17 protein-coding genes are annotated in these 21,762 nt (G+C 70.4%); 8 read left to right on the top strand and 9 right to left on the bottom strand.

The window, feature by feature from the left end; translation table 11 throughout:
• The first annotated feature begins 12 nt into the window (after positions 1-12).
• Positions 13-1,755, top strand: coding sequence for a proline--tRNA ligase (locus DFR41_RS11995; protein WP_043118564.1), 1,743 nt, complete (start codon positions 13-15; stop codon positions 1,753-1,755).
• A gap of 98 nt (positions 1,756-1,853) precedes the next feature.
• A complete protein-coding gene (locus tag DFR41_RS11990) occupies positions 1,854-2,522 on the top strand; it encodes a lytic transglycosylase domain-containing protein (RefSeq protein ID WP_081682499.1) in 669 nt (222 codons plus the stop codon).
• A 63-nt stretch (positions 2,523-2,585) separates the two neighbouring features.
• Here DFR41_RS11990 and paeA read toward each other — a convergent pair whose 3' ends face one another.
• The 6 genes from paeA to hemA form a co-directional block, all read right to left on the bottom strand.
• On the bottom strand, positions 2,586-3,911 hold the full coding sequence (gene paeA, locus DFR41_RS11985) for a polyamine export protein PaeA (protein ID WP_114802847.1): 1,326 nt from the start codon (positions 3,909-3,911) through the stop codon (positions 2,586-2,588).
• A 111-nt stretch (positions 3,912-4,022) separates the two neighbouring features.
• Positions 4,023-5,021, bottom strand: a complete 999-nt coding sequence (locus DFR41_RS11980; RefSeq protein WP_114802846.1) for an AAA family ATPase — start codon at positions 5,019-5,021, stop codon at positions 4,023-4,025.
• Between the two features lie 226 nt (positions 5,022-5,247).
• The gene (grxD, locus tag DFR41_RS11975; RefSeq protein WP_017761179.1) at positions 5,248-5,571 is read right to left on the bottom strand and encodes a Grx4 family monothiol glutaredoxin; all 324 of its coding nucleotides are present in this window, start codon (positions 5,569-5,571) and stop codon (positions 5,248-5,250) included.
• Positions 5,572-5,609: 38 nt separating this feature from the next.
• A complete protein-coding gene (prmC, locus tag DFR41_RS11970) occupies positions 5,610-6,458 on the bottom strand; it encodes a peptide chain release factor N(5)-glutamine methyltransferase (RefSeq protein WP_114802845.1) in 849 nt (282 codons plus the stop codon).
• Positions 6,459-6,592: 134 nt separating this feature from the next.
• The gene (prfA, locus tag DFR41_RS11965) at positions 6,593-7,678 is read right to left on the bottom strand and encodes a peptide chain release factor 1 (RefSeq protein WP_114802844.1); all 1,086 of its coding nucleotides are present in this window, start codon (positions 7,676-7,678) and stop codon (positions 6,593-6,595) included.
• 102 nt (positions 7,679-7,780) lie between these two features.
• A complete protein-coding gene (hemA, locus tag DFR41_RS11960) occupies positions 7,781-9,067 on the bottom strand; it encodes a glutamyl-tRNA reductase (RefSeq protein WP_114802843.1) in 1,287 nt (428 codons plus the stop codon).
• Positions 9,068-9,159: 92 nt separating this feature from the next.
• Here hemA and DFR41_RS11955 point away from each other — a divergent pair, with 92 nt between their 5' ends.
• The 6 genes from DFR41_RS11955 (at position 9,160) to DFR41_RS11930 (ending at position 17,279) form a co-directional block, all read left to right on the top strand.
• Entirely contained in the window at positions 9,160-9,435 is a 276-nt protein-coding gene (locus DFR41_RS11955; RefSeq protein WP_017758589.1) for a hypothetical protein, read from the top strand.
• A 95-nt stretch (positions 9,436-9,530) separates the two neighbouring features.
• On the top strand, positions 9,531-10,220 hold the full coding sequence (locus DFR41_RS11950) for a TetR/AcrR family transcriptional regulator (protein ID WP_114802842.1): 690 nt from the start codon (positions 9,531-9,533) through the stop codon (positions 10,218-10,220).
• Positions 10,217-12,130: an alkyl/aryl-sulfatase gene (locus DFR41_RS11945; RefSeq protein ID WP_114802841.1), complete on the top strand. Its 1,914-nt coding sequence runs from the start codon at positions 10,217-10,219 to the stop codon at positions 12,128-12,130. Before DFR41_RS11950 ends, DFR41_RS11945 begins: the two co-directional genes overlap by 4 nt.
• A gap of 87 nt (positions 12,131-12,217) precedes the next feature.
• On the top strand, positions 12,218-13,885 hold the full coding sequence (locus tag DFR41_RS11940) for a GMC family oxidoreductase (RefSeq protein WP_114802840.1): 1,668 nt from the start codon (positions 12,218-12,220) through the stop codon (positions 13,883-13,885).
• A 65-nt stretch (positions 13,886-13,950) separates the two neighbouring features.
• Positions 13,951-16,266 carry an arylsulfatase gene (locus DFR41_RS11935; protein WP_017762302.1) on the top strand — a complete coding sequence of 772 codons (2,316 nt, stop codon included), beginning with the start codon at positions 13,951-13,953 and terminating at the stop codon, positions 16,264-16,266.
• A 44-nt stretch (positions 16,267-16,310) separates the two neighbouring features.
• A complete protein-coding gene (locus DFR41_RS11930) occupies positions 16,311-17,279 on the top strand; it encodes a Bug family tripartite tricarboxylate transporter substrate binding protein (RefSeq protein WP_017762301.1) in 969 nt (322 codons plus the stop codon).
• 91 nt (positions 17,280-17,370) lie between these two features.
• Here the strand turns inward: DFR41_RS11930 and DFR41_RS11925 are convergent, their stop codons facing one another.
• The 3 genes from DFR41_RS11925 to DFR41_RS11915 all read right to left on the bottom strand — a co-directional run bounded on the left by DFR41_RS11925 (position 17,371) and on the right by DFR41_RS11915 (position 21,755).
• The gene (locus tag DFR41_RS11925; RefSeq protein ID WP_244917722.1) at positions 17,371-19,824 is read right to left on the bottom strand and encodes a DUF3772 domain-containing protein; all 2,454 of its coding nucleotides are present in this window, start codon (positions 19,822-19,824) and stop codon (positions 17,371-17,373) included.
• Positions 19,825-19,952: 128 nt separating this feature from the next.
• The gene (gene ugpQ, locus DFR41_RS11920) at positions 19,953-20,699 is read right to left on the bottom strand and encodes a glycerophosphodiester phosphodiesterase (protein ID WP_114802838.1); all 747 of its coding nucleotides are present in this window, start codon (positions 20,697-20,699) and stop codon (positions 19,953-19,955) included.
• A gap of 48 nt (positions 20,700-20,747) precedes the next feature.
• Positions 20,748-21,755: a sn-glycerol-3-phosphate import ATP-binding protein UgpC gene (locus DFR41_RS11915; protein ID WP_114802837.1), complete on the bottom strand. Its 1,008-nt coding sequence runs from the start codon at positions 21,753-21,755 to the stop codon at positions 20,748-20,750.
• Between the last annotated feature and the right edge of the window lie 7 nt (positions 21,756-21,762).

Genomic DNA, 21,762 nt, shown 5'->3' with positions numbered 1-21,762 from the left:
GCCCCGCGATCGATGAAAGCATCCCGTTTCCTGGTGTCCACACTCAAGGAGGCCCCGGCCGACGCCGAAGTGGCCAGCCACCGGCTCATGACCCGTGCCGGCATGATCAAGAAGCTCGGAGCCGGCATCTACACGTACATGCCCATGGGGCTGCGCGTGATCCGCAAGGTGGAGGCCATCGTGCGCGAGGAGATGAACCGCGCCGGCGCCGTCGAGATGACCATGCCGGTGGTGCAGCCCGCCGAGCTCTGGCAGGAGACGGGCCGCTTCGACAAGATGGGCCCCGAGCTGCTGCGCATCAAGGACCGGCACGACCGCGACTTCGTCATCCAGCCCACCAGCGAAGAGGTGGTGACGGACATCGCACGGCAGGAGATCCGCAGCTACAAGCAGCTGCCCAAGAACTTCTACCAGATCCAGACCAAGTTCCGCGACGAGCGCCGTCCGCGCTTCGGCCTGATGCGCGGGCGCGAATTCATCATGAAAGACGCCTATAGCTTCGACCGCAGCCCCGAGGCGGCCAAGGCGAGCTACCAGGTGATGGCCCAGGCCTACCGCCGGATCTTTGATCGCTTCGGCCTGCGCTATCGCGCCGTGGCGGCGGACAGCGGCGCCATCGGCGGCGACCTGAGCGAGGAATTCCAGGTCATCGCCGCCACGGGCGAGGACGCCATCGTCTACTGCCCCGACAGCGACTACGCCGCCAACATGGAGAAGGCCGAAGCGCTGGCGCCCACCGGCCCGCGCGGCGCGGCGACGCAGCAGATGACCAAGACGCCGACGCCCGGCAAGTCCACCTGCGAGGACGTGGCGGCGCTGCTCGGCGTTCCGCTCTCGACCACGGTGAAGTCGCTGGTGCTGGCCACCGACCTGCTCGACGACCAGGGCGCCATCAAGGCCACCCAGGTCTGGCTGCTCCTGCTGCGCGGCGACCACGACATGAACGAGGTCAAGGTCGGCAAGCTGCCCGGCTTGGCCGGATTCCGCTTCGCCACGGTAGGCGAGATCGAGGCCCACTTCGGCTGCAAGCCCGGCTACCTGGGCCCGATCCACATGAAGCAGCCGGTCAAGCTCGTGGCCGACCGCGAGGTGGCACTGATGGCCGACTGGATCTGCGGCGCCAACGAGCCCGACTTCCACATCACCGGCGTCAACTGGGGCCGCGACCTGCCCGAGCCCGACCTGGTGGCCGACCTGCGCAATGTCGTCGCGGGCGACCCGTCGCCCGACGGCAAGGGCGTGCTGGCCATCGAGCGCGGCATCGAGGTGGGCCACGTCTTCTACCTGGGCACCAAGTACAGCCAGGCCATGAACGCCACCTTCCTGGAAGAAGACGGCAAGCCGCGTCCGCTGGAGATGGGCTGCTACGGCATCGGCATCACCCGCCTGCCGGCCGCCGCCATCGAGCAGAACCACGACGAGCGCGGGATCATCTGGCCCGACGCGCTGGCACCTTTCACCGTGGTGCTGTGCCCCATCGGCATGGACCGCAGCGCCGAGGTCAAGGCCGCTGCAGACGCCCTGTATGACCAACTGTTGGCCGACGGGGTGGACGTGCTGCTCGACGACCGCAATGAGCGCCCCGGCGCCATGTTCGCCGACTGGGAGCTCATCGGCGTGCCGCACCGGCTGGTCATCTCGGACCGCGGCCTGAAGGAAGGGCAGTTCGAGTACCAGCACCGCCGCGACACGGCGGCGACCAAGGTGCCTGCAGCAGAGGCGGCGGCCTTCCTGAAGGGCCGCTTGGCGGTGTGACGCAGCAGCGCCTGGCCTTGGCCGATGCGCAGGCCGGCGGACCGCTCGGCCCTGCTGCAACTGCCGCCACGACTGCGGTGGCAGAGGCGACGTCGCCCGTGTCCCAGGTCGGGCGCCGCGACTTCCTGGGCAGCGCGGTGCAAGTGGCGTCCTGGGCCGGACTTGCCGGCCCGCTGTGGCTGCCCTCCACCGCCCATGCCGGCGCCCAGATCGAGGAGCCGCTGGCCGATGCAGTGCGCACCGCACTCAGTTCGGCCATCCTCAACAACGCCCCGCCGGTTCCGGAGTTCGACGACTTCACCGGCCGCCTGCACTACCTGCGCTGGCTCGGCACCATGGGCGACCGGCTGCGGCGCAAGGTGTCCGATTGGCAGACCCGCAAGGAGCTGCTGCAGACCATCTGGTACGAAAGTCGCCGCGCCGGCCTGGACGTGAGCCTGGTGCTGGGCCTGATCCAGGTCGAGAGCAACTTCCGCAAGCACGCGGTGTCGAGCGCGGGTGCGCGGGGCTACATGCAGGTGATGCCCTTCTGGGTGCGGACCATCGGCAACGGCGACCCCTCGGTGCTGTTCCACATGCAGACCAACCTGCGCTTCGGCTGCGTGATCCTGCGCCACTATCTGGACCGTGAGCGCGGCGACCTGTTCATGGCGCTGGGCCGCTACAACGGCAGCAGGGGGCGCGCGCCGTACCCGGAAGCCGTTTTCGCCAATCAGCGCAACTGGACCTTCGATCCTCGTCATACCCCAGGCGGCGCAGGCGAGTGACTGGCAGGCTGGCCACCGGCTGCCGCTCAGACTTTTGCCGGAAGGCCGCCGACGGCGCACCGTTCAGTGGCGCACCGCGGGGTCGGGCTGGGCGGCAGCAGGCCCGCCACGCGTGACCATCACCTGATCGATGCGATGGCTGTCCACGTCCATCACCTCGAAGGTGAAGCCGGCCCAGCTCACGCTGTCGGTGCGGCGCGGCACGCGGCGCAGCATCACCATCAGGAAGCCGGCCAGCGTCTCGTACTCGTCCTCGTGCGGCATCTCGTCGATGCCCAGGGCGCGCTGCACGTCCTGGATGGGCGTCACGCCGTCGATCAGCCAGGAATGCTCGTCGCGCTGCACGATCTGCTGCTCGTCGGTAGAGGCCGGCACCAGGTCGCCCATCACCGTGCTCATCACGTCGTTGAGCGTGATGACGCCCACCACCAGGCTGTATTCGTTGACCACGATGGCGAAGTCTTCATGCGCGGAGCGGAACTGCTCCAGCACTTCGGTCAGGGTCAGCCGGTCCGGGATCACCAGCGCCTTGTGGATCGGCAGGCCCTGGTCGAAGGACAGGGGCTGGCCACCCAGCACCCGCTGGAACATGTCCTTGGCGTCGACATACCCGAGCACATGGTCGATGTCGCCCTCGCACACCGGGTAGGCGGAATAGGGTTCCGCCACGATGCGCGCGCGCAGCACCGATTCCGGATCGTCGCGGTGCAGCCAGGCGATGCGCTCGCGCGGCGTCATCACACTGTTGACCATGCGCACGTCCAGCTCGAACACATTGGCGATGACCTGGTGCTCCTGCGCCGCCAGCACGCCGGCGCGGGTGCCGGCCTCGGACATGGCCAGGATGTCGGCCAGGGTGATCTTGTCCTCGCGCACCATGGGCAGCCCGAGCAGCTGGAACAGGCCGTCGGTCATGCGGGTGAACAGCCAGGTGAGCGGGCCCAGCAGCGTGATCAGCCAGCGCATGGGCCGGGCGATGCGCATGGCCATGCGCTCCGGCTCGCTCATGCCCAGCCGCTTGGGAAACAGGTCGGCGAAGACCAGGAAGGCCGCGATGATGGTGATGAAGGAGGCGGTGAAGGCGGCTCGCTGGGCATTCTCGGCATCGAGCGCCAGCTCGAACAGGCGCGCGAAGTAGGGCGTGAGCGCGCCTTCGCCCACCACGCCGCCCAGGATGGCGATGGCGTTCAGGCCAATCTGTACCACGGTGAAGTAATGGCCCGGCTGCTCCTGCAGCGCGATCACCTCCTGGGCCCGCACATCCCCATCGTCGGCCAGCTGGCGCAGGCGCAGCCGGCGAGCGGCGGCGAGCGAGATCTCGGCGACGGAGAAGAAGGCGCTGACGGCAATCAGCAGCGCGATCAGGAGCAGGCTTTGGGTCAGGGTCATCGGCAGGCAGGAAGTGGCGCCGGCCTGAGGATAGCGTCCCGCCGTCGCCACGCCGATGGGATTGGCGCGGCGCCTGCGAGCCCCGGCAGCGCCGAGGTGCTTGCGCTGTGGTTACTGCACGAAGCCCATGCGCGGACGCTGGCCGGCGGCGCCGCGCGGCAGGTCGTACACCTGCATCTGCTCGCGCCGGGCCAGTCGGGCATTGCCGAACCCGGTCATCAGCGCGCGGCGCATCTCGCGTGGAGCGAGGCTGGCCAGGACGTCAAGCACGTCGTCGGCCGGCTCGGCCGCCAGGTGCCGGCCCCAGTCGTGCTCGGCGCGGATCGACAGGTACAGGTTGCGCGCGATGCGCCGTGCCTGCTCGGCCGAGGGCGCCTCGATCTCGAACACGTTCATCCGGTTGAGGATGGGCTCGGGCACGCTGCGCTCGTCGTTGGCCGTGGTGATCCAGATGACCTGGCTGGCGTCGATGGCCACCTCGGCGAATTCGTCGACGAAATGGTGCGCGGTGTCGTGCTCCAGCAGGCCATAGAGCGCGCCGAGCGGGTCGTACTGCGCGTCGGCACTGGCCTTGTCGATCTCGTCCACCACGATCACCGGGTTGGCGTACTGGCCATCCACCAGCGCCTCGAACACCTTGCCGGGCTTGGCGCCCTTCCATTGCGAGGAAGCGCCGGAGAGCAGCCAGCCGGCCGTCATCGAGCTCATCGGCACCAGTTGCATGCCGGTGCCCAGCAGCTCCGCCAGCTTGCGCGCGAAATGGGTCTTGCCGATGCCGGGCGGGCCGAGCAGCAGCATGGGCGTCACTTCGAGGCCGTCGCGGCTGTCCTGGGCCAGGGCGACGTGGCGGCGCACGTCGTCCAGAGCGTCGGTGAAATTGGGGAGCTGCTCGTAGAGGGCGGCCATGTCGGGCACGCCGCTGGGCTTGACCTGGAAGCGCTCGGGGCCACGCTCGAGCATGCGGGTGTAGGTGCTGCGCAAGGTCTCATGATCGCGCTCGGGCAGCTTGGCGAGCCGGCGCTCGACCTCGTGCGTCTCGTAGACGCTGCGCAGTTGCGCCACGGGCAGCTGGAAGCCTGCGCTGGTGGGAACGAGACTGCGGGAATCCATCGGGAACACCTCCGTATCGAACATCAACAACACCTGATGCGATACAGCATAAGACGTGCCCGCGCTGCGTGCACGCGGGCCGCAGGGGCCGACAGGCGATGTGGCTTGGCGACTACAAGAGGGGAGGCAGTGCCGAACGGCGTGGCGCGCGCCATGAAAAACGGCCCGCGCGCGGCGGGCCGATCCGGGCCCGGGGCGCCCGTCAGAAAGGCAAGCCGTCCAGCCTTCAGGCGGCCTGGGTCAGCATCTGCTGCAGTTCGCCGGACTCGTACATCTCCATCATGATGTCCGAGCCGCCCACGAACTCGCCCTTGACGTAGAGCTGGGGGATGGTGGGCCAGTTGCTGTATTCCTTGATGCCTTGGCGGATCTCGGCGTCGTCCAGCACGTTGACCGTGGTCAGTGCCTTGGTGTCGACGCCGCAGGCCTTCAGGATCTGGACGGCGCGGCCGGAGAAGCCGCACATGGGAAAGCTCGCGTTGCCCTTCATGAAGAGCACGACATCACTCGACTTCACGATGCCGTCGATGCGTTGCTGAACGTCGCTCATGGGGTTTCCTGTGGGTGGTGGGGTGATAAGGAGGTGGATTATTTCATCGGGACCCAGGTTCCGCCGGTGCACCGGGCAATGCCGGACAGGTCGTGGCGGTGCTGGATGTCGGCGAAACCCGCGTCGGCCAGTAACTGGCGCACGGCGGCCGCCTGGTCGTGGCCGTGTTCCAGCAGCAGCCGGCCACCGGGCAAGAGGTGGCCGGGCGCGGCGCGCACGATCTGCCGCAGGTCGCCCAGACCATCGGCGCCGGCCACCAGTGCCGACAGCGGCTCGTGGCGCAGGGCGGGAAGGTGCGGGTCGCCCTCGGCGATGTAAGGCGGGTTGCTGACGATGAGGTCGTAGCCGGTCGGGGAAGCACCGTCCAGCCAGGAGGCCTGCCGGAAAGCGACGGGCAGGCCGAGCCGCCGGGCGTTCGCCGCGGCCACTGCGAGTGCGTCGGCGCTGGCGTCGACCGCCTCGACCCGCGCATCGGGCCGGGCGCGCTGCAGCGCCAGGGCGATGGCGCCGCTGCCGGTGCCCAGGTCGAGCACGCGCGGGGCGTGGCGGCCCTCCAGGCAGGCGAGGGCCCAGTCGACCAGCGTTTCGGTGTCCGGGCGCGGCACGAGCACCCGGGCGTCCACCTGAAGGTCGAGGCCGTGGAATTCCTTCTCGCCGAGCAGGTAGGCGGCGGGTTCGCCGGCCAGGCGCCGCCGGAAGAGGGCGGCGACGCGTGCCCAGTCGCCGGCAGCGAGCGCGTCGCCGTCGTGCGTCAGCAGCCAGGCCCGGTCGTGCGGCGCCCGGCCCAGCGCGAAGAGCAGCAGCAACTGGGCATCGAGTCGATCGAGGCCGGCGCGCAAGCCGGCCTGCAGGGCAGCAGCGATGTGCGGGGGTGCCGGCTCCGCCATCAACTCGGCCGCCGGAGCTGCCGGAGCCTCCGCAATCGCTGGCGCTGCCGGAACCGGTGGTGCGCAGGCGGCGATCCCGGAATGACCGTCGGCGCCTGCGCGGCAAGCCTCCTTCGCAACGGCAGGACGCCCGCTCATGCCTGGCTCGCCTCCAGCTCCGCCAGCTGCTCGGCCTCGCGCGCGGCCTGCAGCGCATCGAGCACCTCGCCCAGGTCGCCTTCCATGACGGCGCCGAGCTTGTAGAGCGTGAGGTTGATGCGGTGGTCGGTGAGCCGGCCCTGCGGGAAGTTGTAGGTGCGGATGCGGTCGCTGCGGTCGCCGCTGCCGATCAGGCCCTTGCGCAGCGCGGCCTCCTTGGCGGCGCGCTCGCTGCGCTCCTTCTCCTGCAGTCGGGCCTGCAGCACCTGCAGCGCCTTGGCCTTGTTGCTGTGCTGGCTGCGGCCGTCCTGGCATTCGGCGACCAGGCCGGTGGGCAGGTGCACCACGCGCACGGCCGAGTCGGTCTTGTTGATGTGCTGCCCGCCGGCACCGCTGGCGCGGAAGGTGTCGATGCGCAGGTCCGCAGGGTTGAGGGTGATGGCCTGCGCCTCGTCGGGCTCCGGCATCACGGCCACGGTGCAGGCGCTGGTGTGGATGCGCCCCTGGGTCTCGGTGGCGGGCACGCGCTGCACGCGGTGGCCGCCCGACTCGAAGCGCAGCCGGCCGTAGGCGCCGTCGGCCTCGACGCGCAGCACCACTTCCTTGTAGCCGCCGATCTCGCTCTCGCTGGCGCTCATGATCTCCAGCTTCCAGCCCTGGCTGGCGGCATGGCGGGTGTACATGCGCGCGAGGTCGCCGGCGAACAGGGCCGACTCGTCGCCGCCCGTGCCGGCGCGGATTTCGAGGAAGGCGTTGCGGGCGTCGTCCGGGTCCTTCGGCAGCAGCAGGCGCTGGAGCTCGTCCTCCAGCTGCTGAAGCTCGGCGGTGGCGGCGGCGATCTCTTCCTGCGCCATCTCGGCCATGTCCGGGTCACCCAGCATGTCGCGGGCGCCGGCCAAGTCGGTCTCGCGCTGCCGGTAGCGGGCCCAGCGTCCGGCGATGGCCGTGACCTCGGCATGTTCGCGTGAGAGCACGCGGTACTGCGCCATGTCGGCCATGATGTCTTCGCGCGAGAGCAGGAAGTCGAGCTCTTCCAGGCGCTGGGCGAAGCGTTCGAGTTGATGACGGAGGAAGTCTTTCACGGGCAAGGCGGAATGGGGGCGGGGCCGCGGGGCCAGGGCCACGCGAGGCAGGCGCGCGGCGGGCGGATGCGGCCCGTGCAGGGCCGCGGCGAGCGAGCGTCGCTAGTTGTCGCGGCGAGGGTCGCCGTTGCGCAGGAAGAGCCGGCTCACCGTCTGCGCCGTCTGCGCGCGGCTGGCGGCATCGCCGGCATGCAACTCGGCCAGCGCGCCGTGCAGCATCTTCTGCGTGAGGCCGCGGGACAGGGCCTCCAGCACCGCCTCGACATCGTCGCCGCGGGCGAGCTGGCGGCGGGCACGGGCCAGTTCGGCCGCGCGCCAGGCATCGGTCTGGGCCTGCAGTTGCTGGATCAGCGGCACGCTGCTGCGCTGGTCCATCCAGTGGAGGAAGTTCTGCACCCCGGCATCGATGATGGCTTCGGCCTGGGCGACGGCGGCCTGGCGGCTGGCTTCGCCCTGGCGCACCACATGGGCCAGGTCGTCCACGGTGTAGAGGTAGACGTCTTCCAGCGCCTTGACCTCGGGCTCGATGTCGCGCGGCACCGCCAGGTCGACCATGAACATGGGCCGGTGCTTGCGCACCTTGAGCGCCCGCTCCACGGCACCCAGGCCGATCAGCGGCAGGGTGCTGGCGGTGCAGCTGACCACGATGTCGAAGTCGGCCAGACGGCCGGGCAGGTCGGCCAGGCGCATGGCCTCGCCGCCCAGGCGGCTGGCGAGCTTTTCGCCGCGTTCGAGCGTGCGGTTGGCGATGACGATCTTCGCAGGCTGGCGTGCCGCGAAATGCGTGGCGGCCAGATCGATCATTTCGCCCGCGCCGACGAAGAGCACGCGTGTCTCGCGCAGGTCCTCGAAGAGCTGGCCGGCCAGGCGCACCGCGGCGGCGGCCATGCTGATCGAATGGGCGCCGATCTCGGTGGAGGTGCGCACTTCCTTGGCGACGGCGAAGGAGCGCTGGAAAAGCTGGTTGAGCGTGGTGCCCAGCGCGCCGGCCGTCTCGGCGGCGCGGATGGCGTCCTTCATCTGGCCCAGGATCTGGGCCTCGCCGAGCACCATGGAATCCAGGCCGCTGGCCACGCGGAAGGCATGGCGCGCGGCCTGGCCGTCGGTGAGCGTGTAGGTGTGGGAGCGCAGCAGGGCCGGCGAGACGCCGCCGCTGCCGGCCAGCCAGTCGACCGTGTGCTCCAGTGCGGGCCGGTCGGCGGCGCAGTAGATCTCGGTACGGTTGCAGGTGGAGATGATGGCGGCCTCCACCGGCGGATGACCATGCAGGCCCACCGCGCTGCGCAGACTCTGCAGGGTGGGCGCGATCTGGTCGACGGCAAACGCGAACCGGCCGCGCAGGTCGAGCGGCGCGGTCGTGTGGTTCAAGCCGAGTGCCCAGACTGCCATAACCGCGCATTATAAAATTTGCGCCCCTCTTCGGCGCCCTGCACTGCAGCAAATCCTCCTATTGCAGTCATGTGCCGGTCGATCCGCGACGCATGTCCCCCCTCCAGTTTCTCGATCACCTGCTGAACTTCGTGGCGCCTGCCGTGGTCGTGGCGGCGTTGCTTGCACTGGGTTTGCGCGTGCTGCAGCGGGCGCGATCAATGCGCGTGCCGCTTTGGAAGCAGCTGGCCGTCACCACGGGCGCTGGCGTCGCGACGCTGCTCGGCGGTCTGGTGCTGACGGGCCACGACGGGCGCATGGCCACCTATGCGGCACTCGTGGTGCTCGCCGGGACTGTCCAGTGGGCGCTACTGCGCGGCGGGCGCTGATCCCGTCTCGCTCCCTTTCCTGCGGGTAAGCCCGAGCTTTTCGGAGCCTCGTTCGATCCATAACATGAATATGAATTCATGTTCATGTTGAGTCGATGCAGGAAGAACTTGTTCAGAAAGCCGCCGGCCCGCTGCCGGCGCAGCATGCCGTCGCGCCCAAGCGTCCGCGCGGCCAGGAGCGCCAGCAGGCGCTGATCGAAGCCGGGCTGCAGCTGACGGCCAGCCGCCGCTGGTCCGAGGTGACGGTCAGCGACATCGCCCAGGCCATCGGTTGCTCGGTCGGCACCTTCTACACGCGCTTCCACAACAAGGAGGCCTACTTCGCCGTGCTGCAGCAGTTGCTGGCAGATGTGCTGCAACAGCGGCTCGACGCCTTCCACGCCGCGCCGGAGCGCGAGGGCGAGACGCCCGCGCAGTTCCTCCAGGCGTGGGTCGGGCTGATGGTCCATTCCTTCCGGCTGCACCGCGGGCTCTATGCCGCGGCGCTGGGCCAGACCCAGCAGCAACCGCGCGAGGCCAACACGGCCCATCCGCTGGCGCAGGTGCGGCTGGTCACGCGCAAGCGTCTGACGGCGGCCATGGCGCGCTGGCCGCAGTGGCGGGGCGAGGCGGCCGCCGCCCGCCTGGGCTTTGCCCACCAGATGCTGCACGGACTGCTGGTCAGCGCCGTGCTCACCGACCCGGGGCCCGTCCGGCTGGACGAGGCCGCCTTGGTCGCGCAGACCGCCGCGGCGCTCGGCGCCTACCTGGGCATTGAGCCCGATCACCGGGACACCCAGCCATGAAAACCGCCTACGGCCCCACCCTCGACCTCCAGCGCCTGGCCGCGGCCGGCGCGCCGCCGGAGGACGGCGAGGACTTCGACGACGCCCGTCGCGGCTTCCTCGGCAGCGACGACGAGGCCGAGGTGGCCGGCGTCTCCGGCGCGCCGGTCTGGAGCCTGCGGCCCTACGCCTTCCTCGACGACGAAACGCCCGCGCCCACCGTCAACCCGGCGCTCTGGCGGCAGGCGCGGCTCAACCGCATCCACGGGCTCTTCCAGGTCACGCCGCGGATCTTCCAGGTGCGGGGCTACGACCTGGCCAACATCACCTTCATCGAGGGCGACGAAGGCCTGATCGCCCTCGACGCCCTCACGGTGCCCGAGACCGCCGCCGCGGCGCTGCGCCTCTACCGGCGCCTGCGCGACCCCGAAGGCCGCCGGCCGCTGCACACGGTGATCTACAGCCACAGCCACAGCGACCACTTCGGCGGCGTCGCCGGCCTCGTCTCGCAGAAGGACGTGGATGCCGGCCGGGTGCAGGTGATCGCGCCCGTGGGCTTCATGCACCACGCGGTGGCCGAGAACGTGATCGGCGGCGTCGCCATGGCGCGGCGGGCGCAGTTCCAGTTCGGCCACACGCTGCCGGTGGGCGCCGACGGCCAGGTGGATGCCGGCCTGGGCAAGAGCCTGCCGCGCGGCCGGCCCTCGCTGATCGCGCCCACCTGGGAGATCGTGCAGGACGTCGAGGTCCACACCATCGACGGCGTGGTCATCGAGTTCCAGCTGGCGCCCGATACCGAGGCGCCGGCCGAGATGCACTTCTACTTTCCCGGTGAGCGCGCCCTCAACCTGGCCGAGAACGCCACGCGCACGCTGCACAACCTCTGCCCGCTGCGCGGCGCCAAGGTGCGCGATTCGCTGGCCTGGTCCAAGTACCTGCACCAGGCGCTGCAGCGCTGGGGCGACCGCAGCGACGTGGCGCTGGCCCAGCACCACTGGCCGACCTGGGGCCAGGACCGGGTGCAGGGCTTCCTGCGCGAGCAGCGCGATCTGTACCGCTGGCTGCACGACCAGACCGTGCGGCTGATGAGCCATGGCCTCAAGTCCGCCGAGATCGCCGAGGGCCTGACGATGCCGGGCCCGCTGGCGCGGCGCTGGCACGCGCGCGGCTTCTACGGCACCGTGTCGCACAACGTGAAGGCCATCTACCAGCACTACCTGTCCTGGTACGACGCGCATCCGGCCAACCTGCATGCGCATCCGCCGGTGGCGGCGGCCGAGCGCTACGTGCGCTACATGGGCGGCATCGACGCGCTGGTCGAGCGCGCGCGCGAAGACCTGGCGCGCGGCGACTACCGCTGGGTGGCCGAGGTCATGAAGCATGCCGTCTACGCGCATCCCGACCATGCCGGGGCCCGCGCGCTGGCCGCCGAGGCGCTGGAGCAGATGGGCTTCGCCGCCGAATCCGCCACTTGGCGCAATGCCTTCCTGCTGGGAGCGCGCGAATACCGCGAGGGCCCGCCCGCCGCGCCGGCCGTGCCCGGCGGCAGCGCCATGCTGGCGGCGCTGGGCAACGGCCTGCTTTTCGACGCGCTGGCCGTGCGCCTGAATGCGCCACGCGCGGGCGAACTCGCCTGCGTGGTCGGCCTGCACCTGGTCGACAGCGGCGAGCACTGGCGGCTGGAGCTATCCAACGGCGCGCTGAGCCCCATCCGCGTGCCGTCGTCCGAGCCGCCCTGCGATGTGCACCTGACGCTGCCGCGCCGCGCCCTCAACGCCCTGCTCGCGCGTCAGCAGACGCTGCCCGAATTGGTGGGGGCCGGCGAGGCGCAACTGCGCGGCGACGCCAGCCTGCTGACGCGCTTCTTCGGCCTGCTGGACAACTTCAGCGGCAGCTTCCCGGTGGTCGACGCGGCCCGCTGGCCCGACTGACGACGCACGCACGCACGCACGCACGAGGGCCCTGCGACCGACCCGCGCCCACGCTCCGATTCCTCCCCAGCGTTCAGGAGACGCGCCATGCCCGAGAACAACAAGGAAGAGCACTTCGACTACGTCATCGTCGGCGGCGGCACTGCCGGCTGCACGCTGGCGGGCCGGCTGAGCGAGGACCCGCGTGTCACCGTCGCGCTGCTCGAAGCCGGCGGCAGCGACGCCAGCGGCTGGGTGACGGTGCCCATGGGCCTGATCGGCACCGTCCCCACGCGGCGCATGAACTGGGCCTTCGAGACCGAGCCGCAACCCGGCCTGGGCGGCCGCCGCGGCTACCAGCCGCGCGGCAGGGTGCTGGGCGGCAGCTCGTCGATCAACGCCATGATCTACGTGCGCGGCCATCCCGCCGACTACGACGAATGGGCGGCGCTGGGCTGCACCGGCTGGAGCTGGCAGGAGGTGCTGCCGTACTTCCTGCGCAGCGAGGGCAACACCTCGCTGCCGGCCTCGGCGCTGCACGCGACCGACGGGCCGCTGAAGGTCTCCGACATCCGCTCGCCCGCCGCCTTCAACCAGCGCTTCCTGGAGGCGGGCGTGCAATGCGGCTACGCGCTCAACCCCGACTTCAACGGCGAGCGGCAGGAGGGCGTGGGCTGGTTCCAGGTCACGCAGGACGGCGGCGAGCGCTGGAATGCGCAGCGTGCCTACCTGACACCGGCGCGCAACCGCCCGAACCTGCGCGTGATCACCGGCGCCCACGCCCTGGGCCTGCGCATGGAGGGCCGACGCGTGACCGGCGTGGACGTGGCGGTCGACGGCCAGCGCCGCAGCCTGACGGCCCGCGCCGAGACCCTTCTGTGCGCCGGCGCCTTCGGCAGTCCGCAGCTGTTGATGCTCTCTGGCATCGGTCCGGTCAATGAACTGCAGGCCCTGGGCATCGCGGTGCGGCATGCGCTGCCGGGCGTGGGCCGCAACCTTCAGGATCACCTGGACTGCGTGCTCTCGCGGCGCTGGTTCGACCTGGAACTCTTCGGCCGTACGCCACAGGGGCTGGTGTCGCTCTTCCGGCACTGGGGCCGCTGGCGTCGCCAACGCGAAGGCTGCTTCAGCACCAACTTCAACGAGGCCGGTGCCTTCCTGTGCAGCCGGCCCGGGCTGCCCCGGCCCGACATCGGTCTGCATTTCTCGCGTGCCCAGGTGCAGGACCATGGCCGGCGCCAGATGCCCGGACATGGCTACGGCCTGCATGCGTGCGTGCTGCGACCGGCGTCGCGCGGGACGGTGGGCCTGCACAGCGCCGACCCGCATGCGCCGCCGCGTATCGACCCGGCTTTTCTCTCCGATCCGCAGGACATGGCGGCCATGGTCGAGGCCTACCGCATGTGCCGCCGCATCCTCGGGGCGCCGGCCTTTGCCGATGTGCGCGGCATTCCCGGCCGTGCCGAGCCCGACCCGGCCGACCGCATGGGCGTGGAGGCTTACATCCGGGCCACCGCCGACACCATCTACCACCCCGTCGGCACCTGCCGCATGGGCCAGGACGACCAGGCCGTCACCGACCCCGAACTGCGCGTGCGCGGGCTGGACGGTCTGCGCGTGGTCGATGCCTCGGTGATGCCGCGGCTGATCGGTGGCAACACCAATGCGCCGACCTACATGCTGGCGGAGAAGGCGGTCGACCTGATCCGGGGACGCGCCGCGCCGGCCGCAGTGGCCGCGCCTGTGGCCGAGCCGGGCGTCCCCACGGTCGCGTAGTCCGCGCGAATCCGCAGCCCGCCTGCAGTTCGCCTATTCGGCACCCATGACCCAGGAGCTCGCCCATGCCCGCCGCCCAACCGCCCGAAGCCCCCACCTACCAGGGCCACGCCGGCCGCACCCTGGCCGAGTCGCGCCCCTGGTGGCCCGAGCCCGCCCGCCCCAAGCCCGGCACGCCCAATGTGCTGGTGGTGCTGTTCGACGACGTCGGCTTCTCCGACTTCGGCTGCTACGGCTCCGACATCGCCACGCCCACCATCGACGCGCTGGCGCGGCAGGGCGTGCGCTGCACCGGCTTCCACACCACGGCCATGTGCTCGACCACGCGGGCCTCGCTGCTCACGGGGCGCAACCATCATGCGGTGGGCATGGGATGCCTGGCCAACTTCGACTCGGGCTACCCAGGCTACCGCGGCAAGATCGCGCGCGATGCGCCCACACTGGCCGAGATGCTGCGCCCGCACGGCTACAACAACTACATGGTCGGCAAGTGGCATGTCACGCCCGTCAGCGAGACCGGCCCCGGCGGCCCCTACGACGGCTGGCCGCTGCGCCGGGGCTTCGACCGCTTCTACGGCTTCCTCGATGCCGAGACCGACCAGTACAGCCCCGAGCTGGTCCAGGACAACACGCTCATCGCCGCCCCCGGCACCTACGAGACCGGCTACCACCTGACCGAGGACCTGGTGACCCAGGCCATTCGCATGATCGCGGACCACCAGGCCGACCGGCCGCGCCAGCCCTGGTTCACTTTTCTGGCCCTGGGTGCCTGCCACGCGCCGCATCAGGCGCCGGCCGAACTCATCGCGCACTACGACCAGCGCTTCGCCCATGGTTGGGACGAGGAGCGCGCCCGCCGCCTGGCGCGTCAGATCGCGATGGGCGTCGTGCCGCCCGGCACGCAGTTGCCCGAACGCAACCCCGGCGTCGAGGCCTGGGACGCGCTGCCGTCCGAGCAGCAGCCTCTGTTCACCCGCCTGCAGGCCGCCTATGCCGCGATGCTCGACCATGCGGACCAGCACCTGGGGCGGCTCGTTGCCTTCCTGAAGGAAGCGGGCCTGCGCGATGACACGCTGATCCTCGTGCTTTCCGACAACGGTGCCAGCCAGGAGGGCGGCCCGCTCGGCATGGTCAATGCCATGGGCCCCTTCAACCTGCTGCAGGAGACGCTGCAGACCAAGCTGGCGCGCATCGACGACATCGGCGGGCCCGACACGCACAGCAACTTTCCCTACGGCTGGGCGATGACGGCCAACACCCCGCTCAAGCGCTACAAGCAGAACACGCATGGCGGCGGCATCCGCGATCCGCTGGTCGTCTCCTGGCCGCGCGGCATCGCGGGCGACGGCGCGCTGTGGAAAGGCTTCTGCCACGTCAGCGACCTGGCACCCACGGTGCTCGACCTGCTGAAGCTGGCGCCGCCCACGCAGGTGGAGGGCGTCGCCGCACAGCCCATGACCGGCCAGAGCTTCGCCGCCTGCCTGCGCGACCCCGCCGCCGCCTGGCAGCGCGGTCCGCAGTACTTCGAGATGTTCGGCCACCGCGGCCTGTGGCACGAGGGCTGGAAGGCCGTGGCCTGGCATGCCGTCAACACGCCTTTCGAGGCCGACGTGTGGGAGCTCTACCACCTGGACGAGGACTTCTCGGAGACGCGCGACCTGGCGGCCGTGCATCCCGAGCGGCTGGAGGCACTCAAGGCCCTGTGGTGGCGCGAGGCCGAGGCCAACCAGGTGCTGCCGCTGGACGACCGCTTCGCGCCGCGCTTTGCCGAGAACGGCCGGCGCGTGCACGGCCCGCGCACGCAGTTCGTGCTGCATGCCGGCATGGGCCACCTGCCCAACGACGTGGCGCCCGACGTGCGCAGCCGCGACTACCGCATCGAAGCCTATGTGCGCATCGACCGCGCCGATGCGCAGGGCGTGCTGGTGGCCCATGGCGACGCCACCTGTGGCTACAGCCTGTACCTCAAGAACGGCCACCTGGTGCACGACATGAATGTCGGCGGGCGCCACCACCTCATCGTCTCGGAGCGCCCCTTCACGCCCGGCCACCATGTGCTGGGCCTGCAGATGCGACTCGGTCCCTGGGTGCGGGTGCGGCTGCCGGTGATCGGGATGACCATCATGCCCTCCACCCGCACCGCCACGCTGCTCATGGACGGCGAGCCCGTGGGCCGGCTGGACACGCGCATGCTGGGCTTCAACAGCCAGGTGTCCTTCTCGGGCCTGGACATCGGGCTGGACCGCGGCAGTCCGGTTTCCCACTACGAGGCACCGTTCGTGCTGCAGGGCGCGCGGCTGTTCCGCGTCGAGTACCAGCTCGATCCGTTGCAGCGCCTCGATCCCGAACTGCTGGCGCTGGTGGAGATGGCCCGGCAGTAGCCCATCGCATCGCCCGTGGAACAACACAACGACAGGAGACAACCATGCAACGCCGAGAACTGCTTGCCGCCGGCCTGGCGGCCTTGCCTGCCTTCGCGCCCCTGCCGGCGCGGGCGCAGACGCCCCTGCGCATCGTCACCACCGACCAGCCCGGCGGCGGCATGGATGCGCTGTTGCGGCCCCTGGCCGAGCGCCTGGGCCAGAGCCTGGGCCGACCGGTTCTGGTCGAGAACCGCGCCGGCGCCCAGGGCCGCATCGGCGGACAGGTGGTGGCCAGCAGCCCGCCGGACGGCAACACGCTGCTGGTGACGGTCCAGGCCGGCGTGGTCATCAATCCGCAGGCCTATCCGAGCTGGCCGTACAACACGCTCACCGATCTCATGCCCGTGACGGACATGGGCCGCGGGAGTCTGCTGCTGCTGACCGGCCCGTCGATGCCGGCTAACGACTTCGCGGGTCTGGCCAAATGGTTGCAGGCCCAGCCCAAGGGCAGCGTGAGCTATGGCACCTACAGCCCCGGCACCATCTCGCATTTCGGCGGCGTGCTGCTGGCGAAGTCGCTGGGCGTGGACATGGTGGCCGTGCACTACAAGGCCTCGGGCGACCAGGTGCGCGACATCGCTGGCGGGCAGGTCGCGCTGGGCTGGGGACCAGCGGCTGGCTCGGTGGGGCAGTTGATCAAGGCCGGGCGCCTCAAGGCCATGGCCTATCTGGGGCCCAAGCGCCTGCCGGCCTTTCCTGAGGTGCCCACCATCCGGGAACTGGGTCATCCCTCCGTGGAGATGGATGGCTGGATCGGCGTCTTCGCGCCCCGCGGCACGCCTTCCGACGCGGTCGCTCACCTCCAGAATGAGATCGCCCGCGCCATCGCCGCGCCGCAGATGCGCGACCTGTACCTCAACGTCGGCTTTGCGCCGGGTGGCGCGCCGCCGGCCGAATTCGCACAGTTGGTCAAGTCGGACTGGCAGCGCTTCGGCGAGACGATCCGGATGATGGATTACCGGCCGGAGTGAGCGGCGCGCCCGCGGCGCGTTCCTGCCGAGCACAAGCCCGATCGATCGCGGCACGCCCCTCCGTTCCGGCCCTGCCGCGACGCTCTGGCGCTCAGGCCAGCGGCGCGGGCGCCGGCGGCGTTGCCGCCACCACCGGCGTGACCAGCGGCAGGCCGGCGCGCTTGAAGTCCTCCAGCATGGTGAAGAGAAGGTCGCTCTTCACCCCGCCGGCCACGCGCGGGCTGTTGACGTAGGCGATGGCCTGGAAAATCAGCATGCCGTTCTCGATGCCTTCGAGCGACACCGACGGTGCCGGCGTCGGCAGGATGGACGGATGCGCCGCACAGGCCGCCAGCATCAGCTCGCGCACATGGCGCGCATCGCTGGCCAGCGGCATCGGCAGGCGGATCAGCACGCGGCCCTCGGCATTGGCCAGCGTCATGTTGCGCACGGTCTTGGTGATGAACTCCGAGTTAGGCACGATCACCGTGGAGCGGTCGGCCAGCTGAATCTCAGTGGCGCGCACATTGATGCGACGCACATCGCCCTCGGTGGTGCCCAGCACGACCCAGTCGCCCACCTTCACCGGCCGCTCGGCCAGCAGGATCAGGCCCGAGATGAAGTTCTGCACGATGGCCTGCAGGCCGAAGCCGATGCCCACCGACAGGGCGCTGGCGATCCAGGCGATGCGGTTGATGCCGATGCCCAGCGCCGACAGCGCCATCGCCACCACCAGCACACCGCCCGCATAGCCCAGCAGCGTGGTGAGCGAGCTGCGCATGCCGGGCTCCAGGCCCGAGGCCGGGAAGTAGCGCGTGTCCAGCCAGACGCGCAGCACCCGCAGGGCGATGAAGCCGGCCACCAACACCGCCAGGGCGCTGAACAGGGCCGCGGGCACGAACTGGAACTCGCCCACCTGAAGGCCGCTGCCGAACTGGCCCGAGCGCTGCACCACTTCTTCCGGGCCCGTGCCCAGCGGCGCCATCAGCGTGATGACGAGATAGAAGAACAGCGCGAGCCGCAACACGCCCGACAGCAGCACCGCGGCCTGGTCCAGCCGCGTGGGCTGCAGGCCGAAGCTGGCCGCCAGCCTCTGCCCGGTGGCGCTGCGCGCCGCGAGCAGCGCCATGCACAGGTCGTCGACGAACTTGAACAGCACGTAGAAGGCACAGCCCACGATGCCGGTCCAGATCAGTTGGCTGGCCACCAGGCTGGCCAGCGCCACGTAGCCGCTGACGAGCAGCGCCACCACGGCCAGCAGCACCACGCCGACCAGGCCACGCAGCAGGCCGACCCATACCGGCCGGATCGTCTGGGTGGCCGAGGTGCCATCACCGGCATCGGCCGGGCGGGCCGCGTCGGGGGCGGCGGCCTGGGCCGCGCCAACGGCGCCGCCCGTCGCGGCCGGCCGCAGCCGGAACATCAGCAGGGCCACCAGCATCGTCAGGGCTGCGGCGGTGGCCGCCTGCGTCGCCTGCAGCGCCGCATAGCTGGCCTCCACCAGCGCATTCACCTGCGCCGGTATCCAGACCAGTGCGCCGACGATGGCGACCAGCAAAGGAAAGGGCCGCAGCCGCAGCGCCATGGCGTCCGCGATGGGCGGCAACCGCCAGGAGCGCCGCGCGTTCGCCAGCAGGGCGCGGCCCAGGCTCAGCACGAAGGTCATGAACAGCGCGACGCCGATCAGCTCCTTCACCATCTCCCGCGCCGCCTCGCCGAGCAGTTGCCGGTCTTCGAGCAGTGCGCGGAAGCCGTGCAGGGCCAGCGCCACCAGCAGCATGTTGACGAGCACGACGGCGATCACCAGCAGCGAACGCCGCAGACGGCCGCCGGGCAGGATGCGCTGCGCCAGCGCCACCAGGCCGCGCTCGGCCAGCATGTTGCCGAGCGTGATCACCCCCAGTGCCAGCAGCAATGCGCCCAGTACCACGCCGCGGTTCTCGGGCGACAGCGCTGCGGCGGCGGCCGTGCGCAGTTCGGCCAGCAGCGGTGCCAGCCGGTCGCGGTCGTCCGGCCAGGCGTCGGCGATTGCGCGCCAGAACACCGGCGACAAGGGCGAGGCGGTGCGTTCGGTCAGGCGCGCCTCGAAGTCCTGGCGGCGCTTGTTCAGCAGTTCGGTGGCGCGCTGCTGGGCATCGACCACCACCAGTCGCGCCAGGCGGATGTCGGCGTCGACGCCATTGCGCTCGCGCGTGAGCGTGGCGCGCTGGCGGGTGATGTCGGGGTCTTCGGTGGTCCCGGCTGCCGGTGCCGGTCCGAGCTCACCCAGGCGGGCGTTCAGGTCGTTGAGCTGGCCCGTGCGCAGGTCGATCAGCTTCTGCGCCGCGGTGCCGATGGCGTCGACCTGGCGCACCAGAAGGCGGGCCTCGTCGCTCGTCTCGGCCGATTTGGGCAGGGCCGTGAGCTGGGATCGCAGCGTGGCAATGTCGGCCGGCGCATCGGCCTGCGTGGCGGGGGTCGAGGCGCCGGAGGCGGGCTGGGCCCAGGCCGTTGGCAGGTGGGGCAGGCCCGTCCACAAGGCCAGCCAGAGGGCGAAGAGGAAGAGAAGACGCGGAGTCGGGCGCATCCGCTGGATCATAGGCAGCGCGGTCTGCGGGGCCTGTCGGCCGGCGCTGGCAGCGTGGGGCATCGCATGCGATCGCCCCCCGAGGCCTGCACCCTTCAAGCGCGAAGGGGCGCCAGACGATCAGGCGGTCAGCCCGCCGGCGAGAACAGGTCGACCCGATCCGTGATGATGCCGTCGGTGCCCAGATCGATGAGCCGCTGCGCCGCCCATTCGTCGTTCACCGTGTAGCTCAGTTGCCGGAAGCCGGCGGCGCGGGCGTCGGCCACGGTCTGCGCATCCCACAGCGCGTGGTTGCAGACGATGGCCACGCAGCCGAGCTGGCGGGCGATGTCCAGCCAGTCGCCGGGCATGGTGTCGAGCAGCAGGGCCCGCGGCAAGGCCGGCGCCGCATCGCGTGCAGCCGCAAGCGCATCGGGGCGGAAGGAGCTGAGCAGTGGCGGCACGGCTGCATCGGTCCACAGCCGCGCGGCCTCGCGCGCCACGGCGGCACCGGTCTCAGCGTCGGTCCCGGGCGTGGGCTTGATCTCGATGTTGAGCAGATGGCCGTTCGCCAGGCAGAAGCGCGCCAGCGCGGCCAGCGTGGGCAGCGGCTCGCCCGCGTAGCGCCGCGAATGCCAGCGGCCCGCGTCGAGCTGAGACAGCGCGGTCCACGGCTGATCGCCGCCGATGCCAGGCATGCCGGTCGTGCGCCCTAGCGTGGCGTCGTGCATCAGGAAGATCACGCCATCCTGGCTGAGCTTGGCATCGCACTCGAACATGCGATAGCCGTATTCCGCGCCGAGCCGGAAGGCGGCCAGCGTGTTCTCCGGCGCGAGCTTGCCGGCGCCGCGGTGGGCGATCCAGCGGGGATAGGGCCAGGGATGCAGGAGGTTCATGGCTTACCTTGGAGTTCACTCAGCAGGCCGCGAAGCGGCATGGGGGTGTTACTCCAGTCTTTTTCCCGAGCCGGCGTCGAACCAGTGCAGCCGCTCTTCACTCGCGCCCAGCCGCAGCGTGTCGCCGACCTTGGGCGCGGGCTTGTCGGCATCGGTGCGCATCACGATCTGCTCGTCGCCGATGCGGCCATAGACCAGTCGCTCGGCGCCCAGCAGCTCGACCTGTTCGACGTTCACGGTCCAGCCCGAATCGTGCGGCGCGATGTGCTCGGGGCGGATGCCGAGGATCTTGCCGCTCGGCACGCCCGGCGCGTTCTTCAGCAGGTTCATGGGCGGCGAGCCGATGAAGCTGGCGACGAAGGTGGTGGCCGGCCGGTGGTAGACCTCTTCGGGCGTGGCGAACTGGTCCATCACGCCGCCGTTCATCACGATGATGCGCTGGGCCAGCGTCATGGCCTCGACCTGGTCGTGCGTGACGAAGAGCGAGGTGATGCCCAGCTCGCGGTGCAGCTTCTGGATCTCCAGGCGGGTCTGGGCGCGCAGCTTGGCGTCCAGGTTGGACAGCGGCTCGTCGAACAGAAAGACCTGCGGCTGGCGCACGATGGCGCGGCCCATGGCCACGCGCTGGCGCTGGCCGCCCGACAGCTCGCGCGGCTTGCGCTCCAGCAGGTGGCCCAGTTCGAGGATCTTGGCGGCCTTGTCGACCCGGGTCTTGATCTCGTCCTTCGGCACGCCCTGGATGCGCAATCCATAGGCCATGTTGTCGAAGTTGGTCATGTGCGGGTAGAGCGCATAGTTCTGGAACACCATCGCGATGTCCCGCTTCGCCGGCTCCACGTCGTTGACCACCCGCCCGCCGATGGCGATCTCGCCGGCGGAGATCTCCTCCAGCCCTGCCACCATGCGCAGCAGCGTGGACTTGCCGCAGCCCGAAGGCCCCACGATGACGACGAACTCGCCATCCCGGATGTCGGCCGACACCCCATGGATGACCTGATTGGCCTTGGCACCCTTGCCGTAGCGCTTGATGACGTTGCGAAGGGAAATACCGGACATAAAAGAA

Origin of the sequence: Pseudacidovorax intermedius, from assembly GCF_003350475.1 — a bacterium.
GTDB classification, from domain to species: Bacteria; Pseudomonadota; Gammaproteobacteria; order Burkholderiales; family Burkholderiaceae_C; genus Xenophilus; species Xenophilus intermedius.
This window is presented reverse-complemented; position numbering and strand designations above follow the sequence as displayed.

What these genes read in the sequence shown, in the direction of transcription:
- DFR41_RS11940 (WP_114802840.1), top strand. Translation starts at nt 12,218, where the DNA reads ATGCCCGAGAACAACAAGGAAGAGCACTTCGACTACGTCATCGTCGGC.
- DFR41_RS11955 (WP_017758589.1), top strand. Translation starts at nt 9,160, where the DNA reads ATGTCCCCCCTCCAGTTTCTCGATCACCTGCTGAACTTCGTGGCGCCT.
- DFR41_RS11995 (WP_043118564.1), top strand. Translation starts at nt 13, where the DNA reads ATGAAAGCATCCCGTTTCCTGGTGTCCACACTCAAGGAGGCCCCGGCC.
- DFR41_RS11915 (WP_114802837.1), bottom strand. Translation starts at nt 21,755, where the DNA reads ATGTCCGGTATTTCCCTTCGCAACGTCATCAAGCGCTACGGCAAGGGT.
- hemA (WP_114802843.1), bottom strand. Translation starts at nt 9,067, where the DNA reads ATGGCAGTCTGGGCACTCGGCTTGAACCACACGACCGCGCCGCTCGAC.
- DFR41_RS11945 (WP_114802841.1), top strand. Translation starts at nt 10,217, where the DNA reads ATGAAAACCGCCTACGGCCCCACCCTCGACCTCCAGCGCCTGGCCGCG.
- ugpQ (WP_114802838.1), bottom strand. Translation starts at nt 20,699, where the DNA reads ATGAACCTCCTGCATCCCTGGCCCTATCCCCGCTGGATCGCCCACCGC.
- DFR41_RS11980 (WP_114802846.1), bottom strand. Translation starts at nt 5,021, where the DNA reads ATGGATTCCCGCAGTCTCGTTCCCACCAGCGCAGGCTTCCAGCTGCCC.
- DFR41_RS11930 (WP_017762301.1), top strand. Translation starts at nt 16,311, where the DNA reads ATGCAACGCCGAGAACTGCTTGCCGCCGGCCTGGCGGCCTTGCCTGCC.
- prmC (WP_114802845.1), bottom strand. Translation starts at nt 6,458, where the DNA reads ATGGCGGAGCCGGCACCCCCGCACATCGCTGCTGCCCTGCAGGCCGGC.
- grxD (WP_017761179.1), bottom strand. Translation starts at nt 5,571, where the DNA reads ATGAGCGACGTTCAGCAACGCATCGACGGCATCGTGAAGTCGAGTGAT.
- DFR41_RS11925 (WP_244917722.1), bottom strand. Translation starts at nt 19,824, where the DNA reads ATGCGCCCGACTCCGCGTCTTCTCTTCCTCTTCGCCCTCTGGCTGGCC.
- paeA (WP_114802847.1), bottom strand. Translation starts at nt 3,911, where the DNA reads ATGACCCTGACCCAAAGCCTGCTCCTGATCGCGCTGCTGATTGCCGTC.
- DFR41_RS11935 (WP_017762302.1), top strand. Translation starts at nt 13,951, where the DNA reads ATGCCCGCCGCCCAACCGCCCGAAGCCCCCACCTACCAGGGCCACGCC.
- DFR41_RS11950 (WP_114802842.1), top strand. Translation starts at nt 9,531, where the DNA reads ATGCAGGAAGAACTTGTTCAGAAAGCCGCCGGCCCGCTGCCGGCGCAG.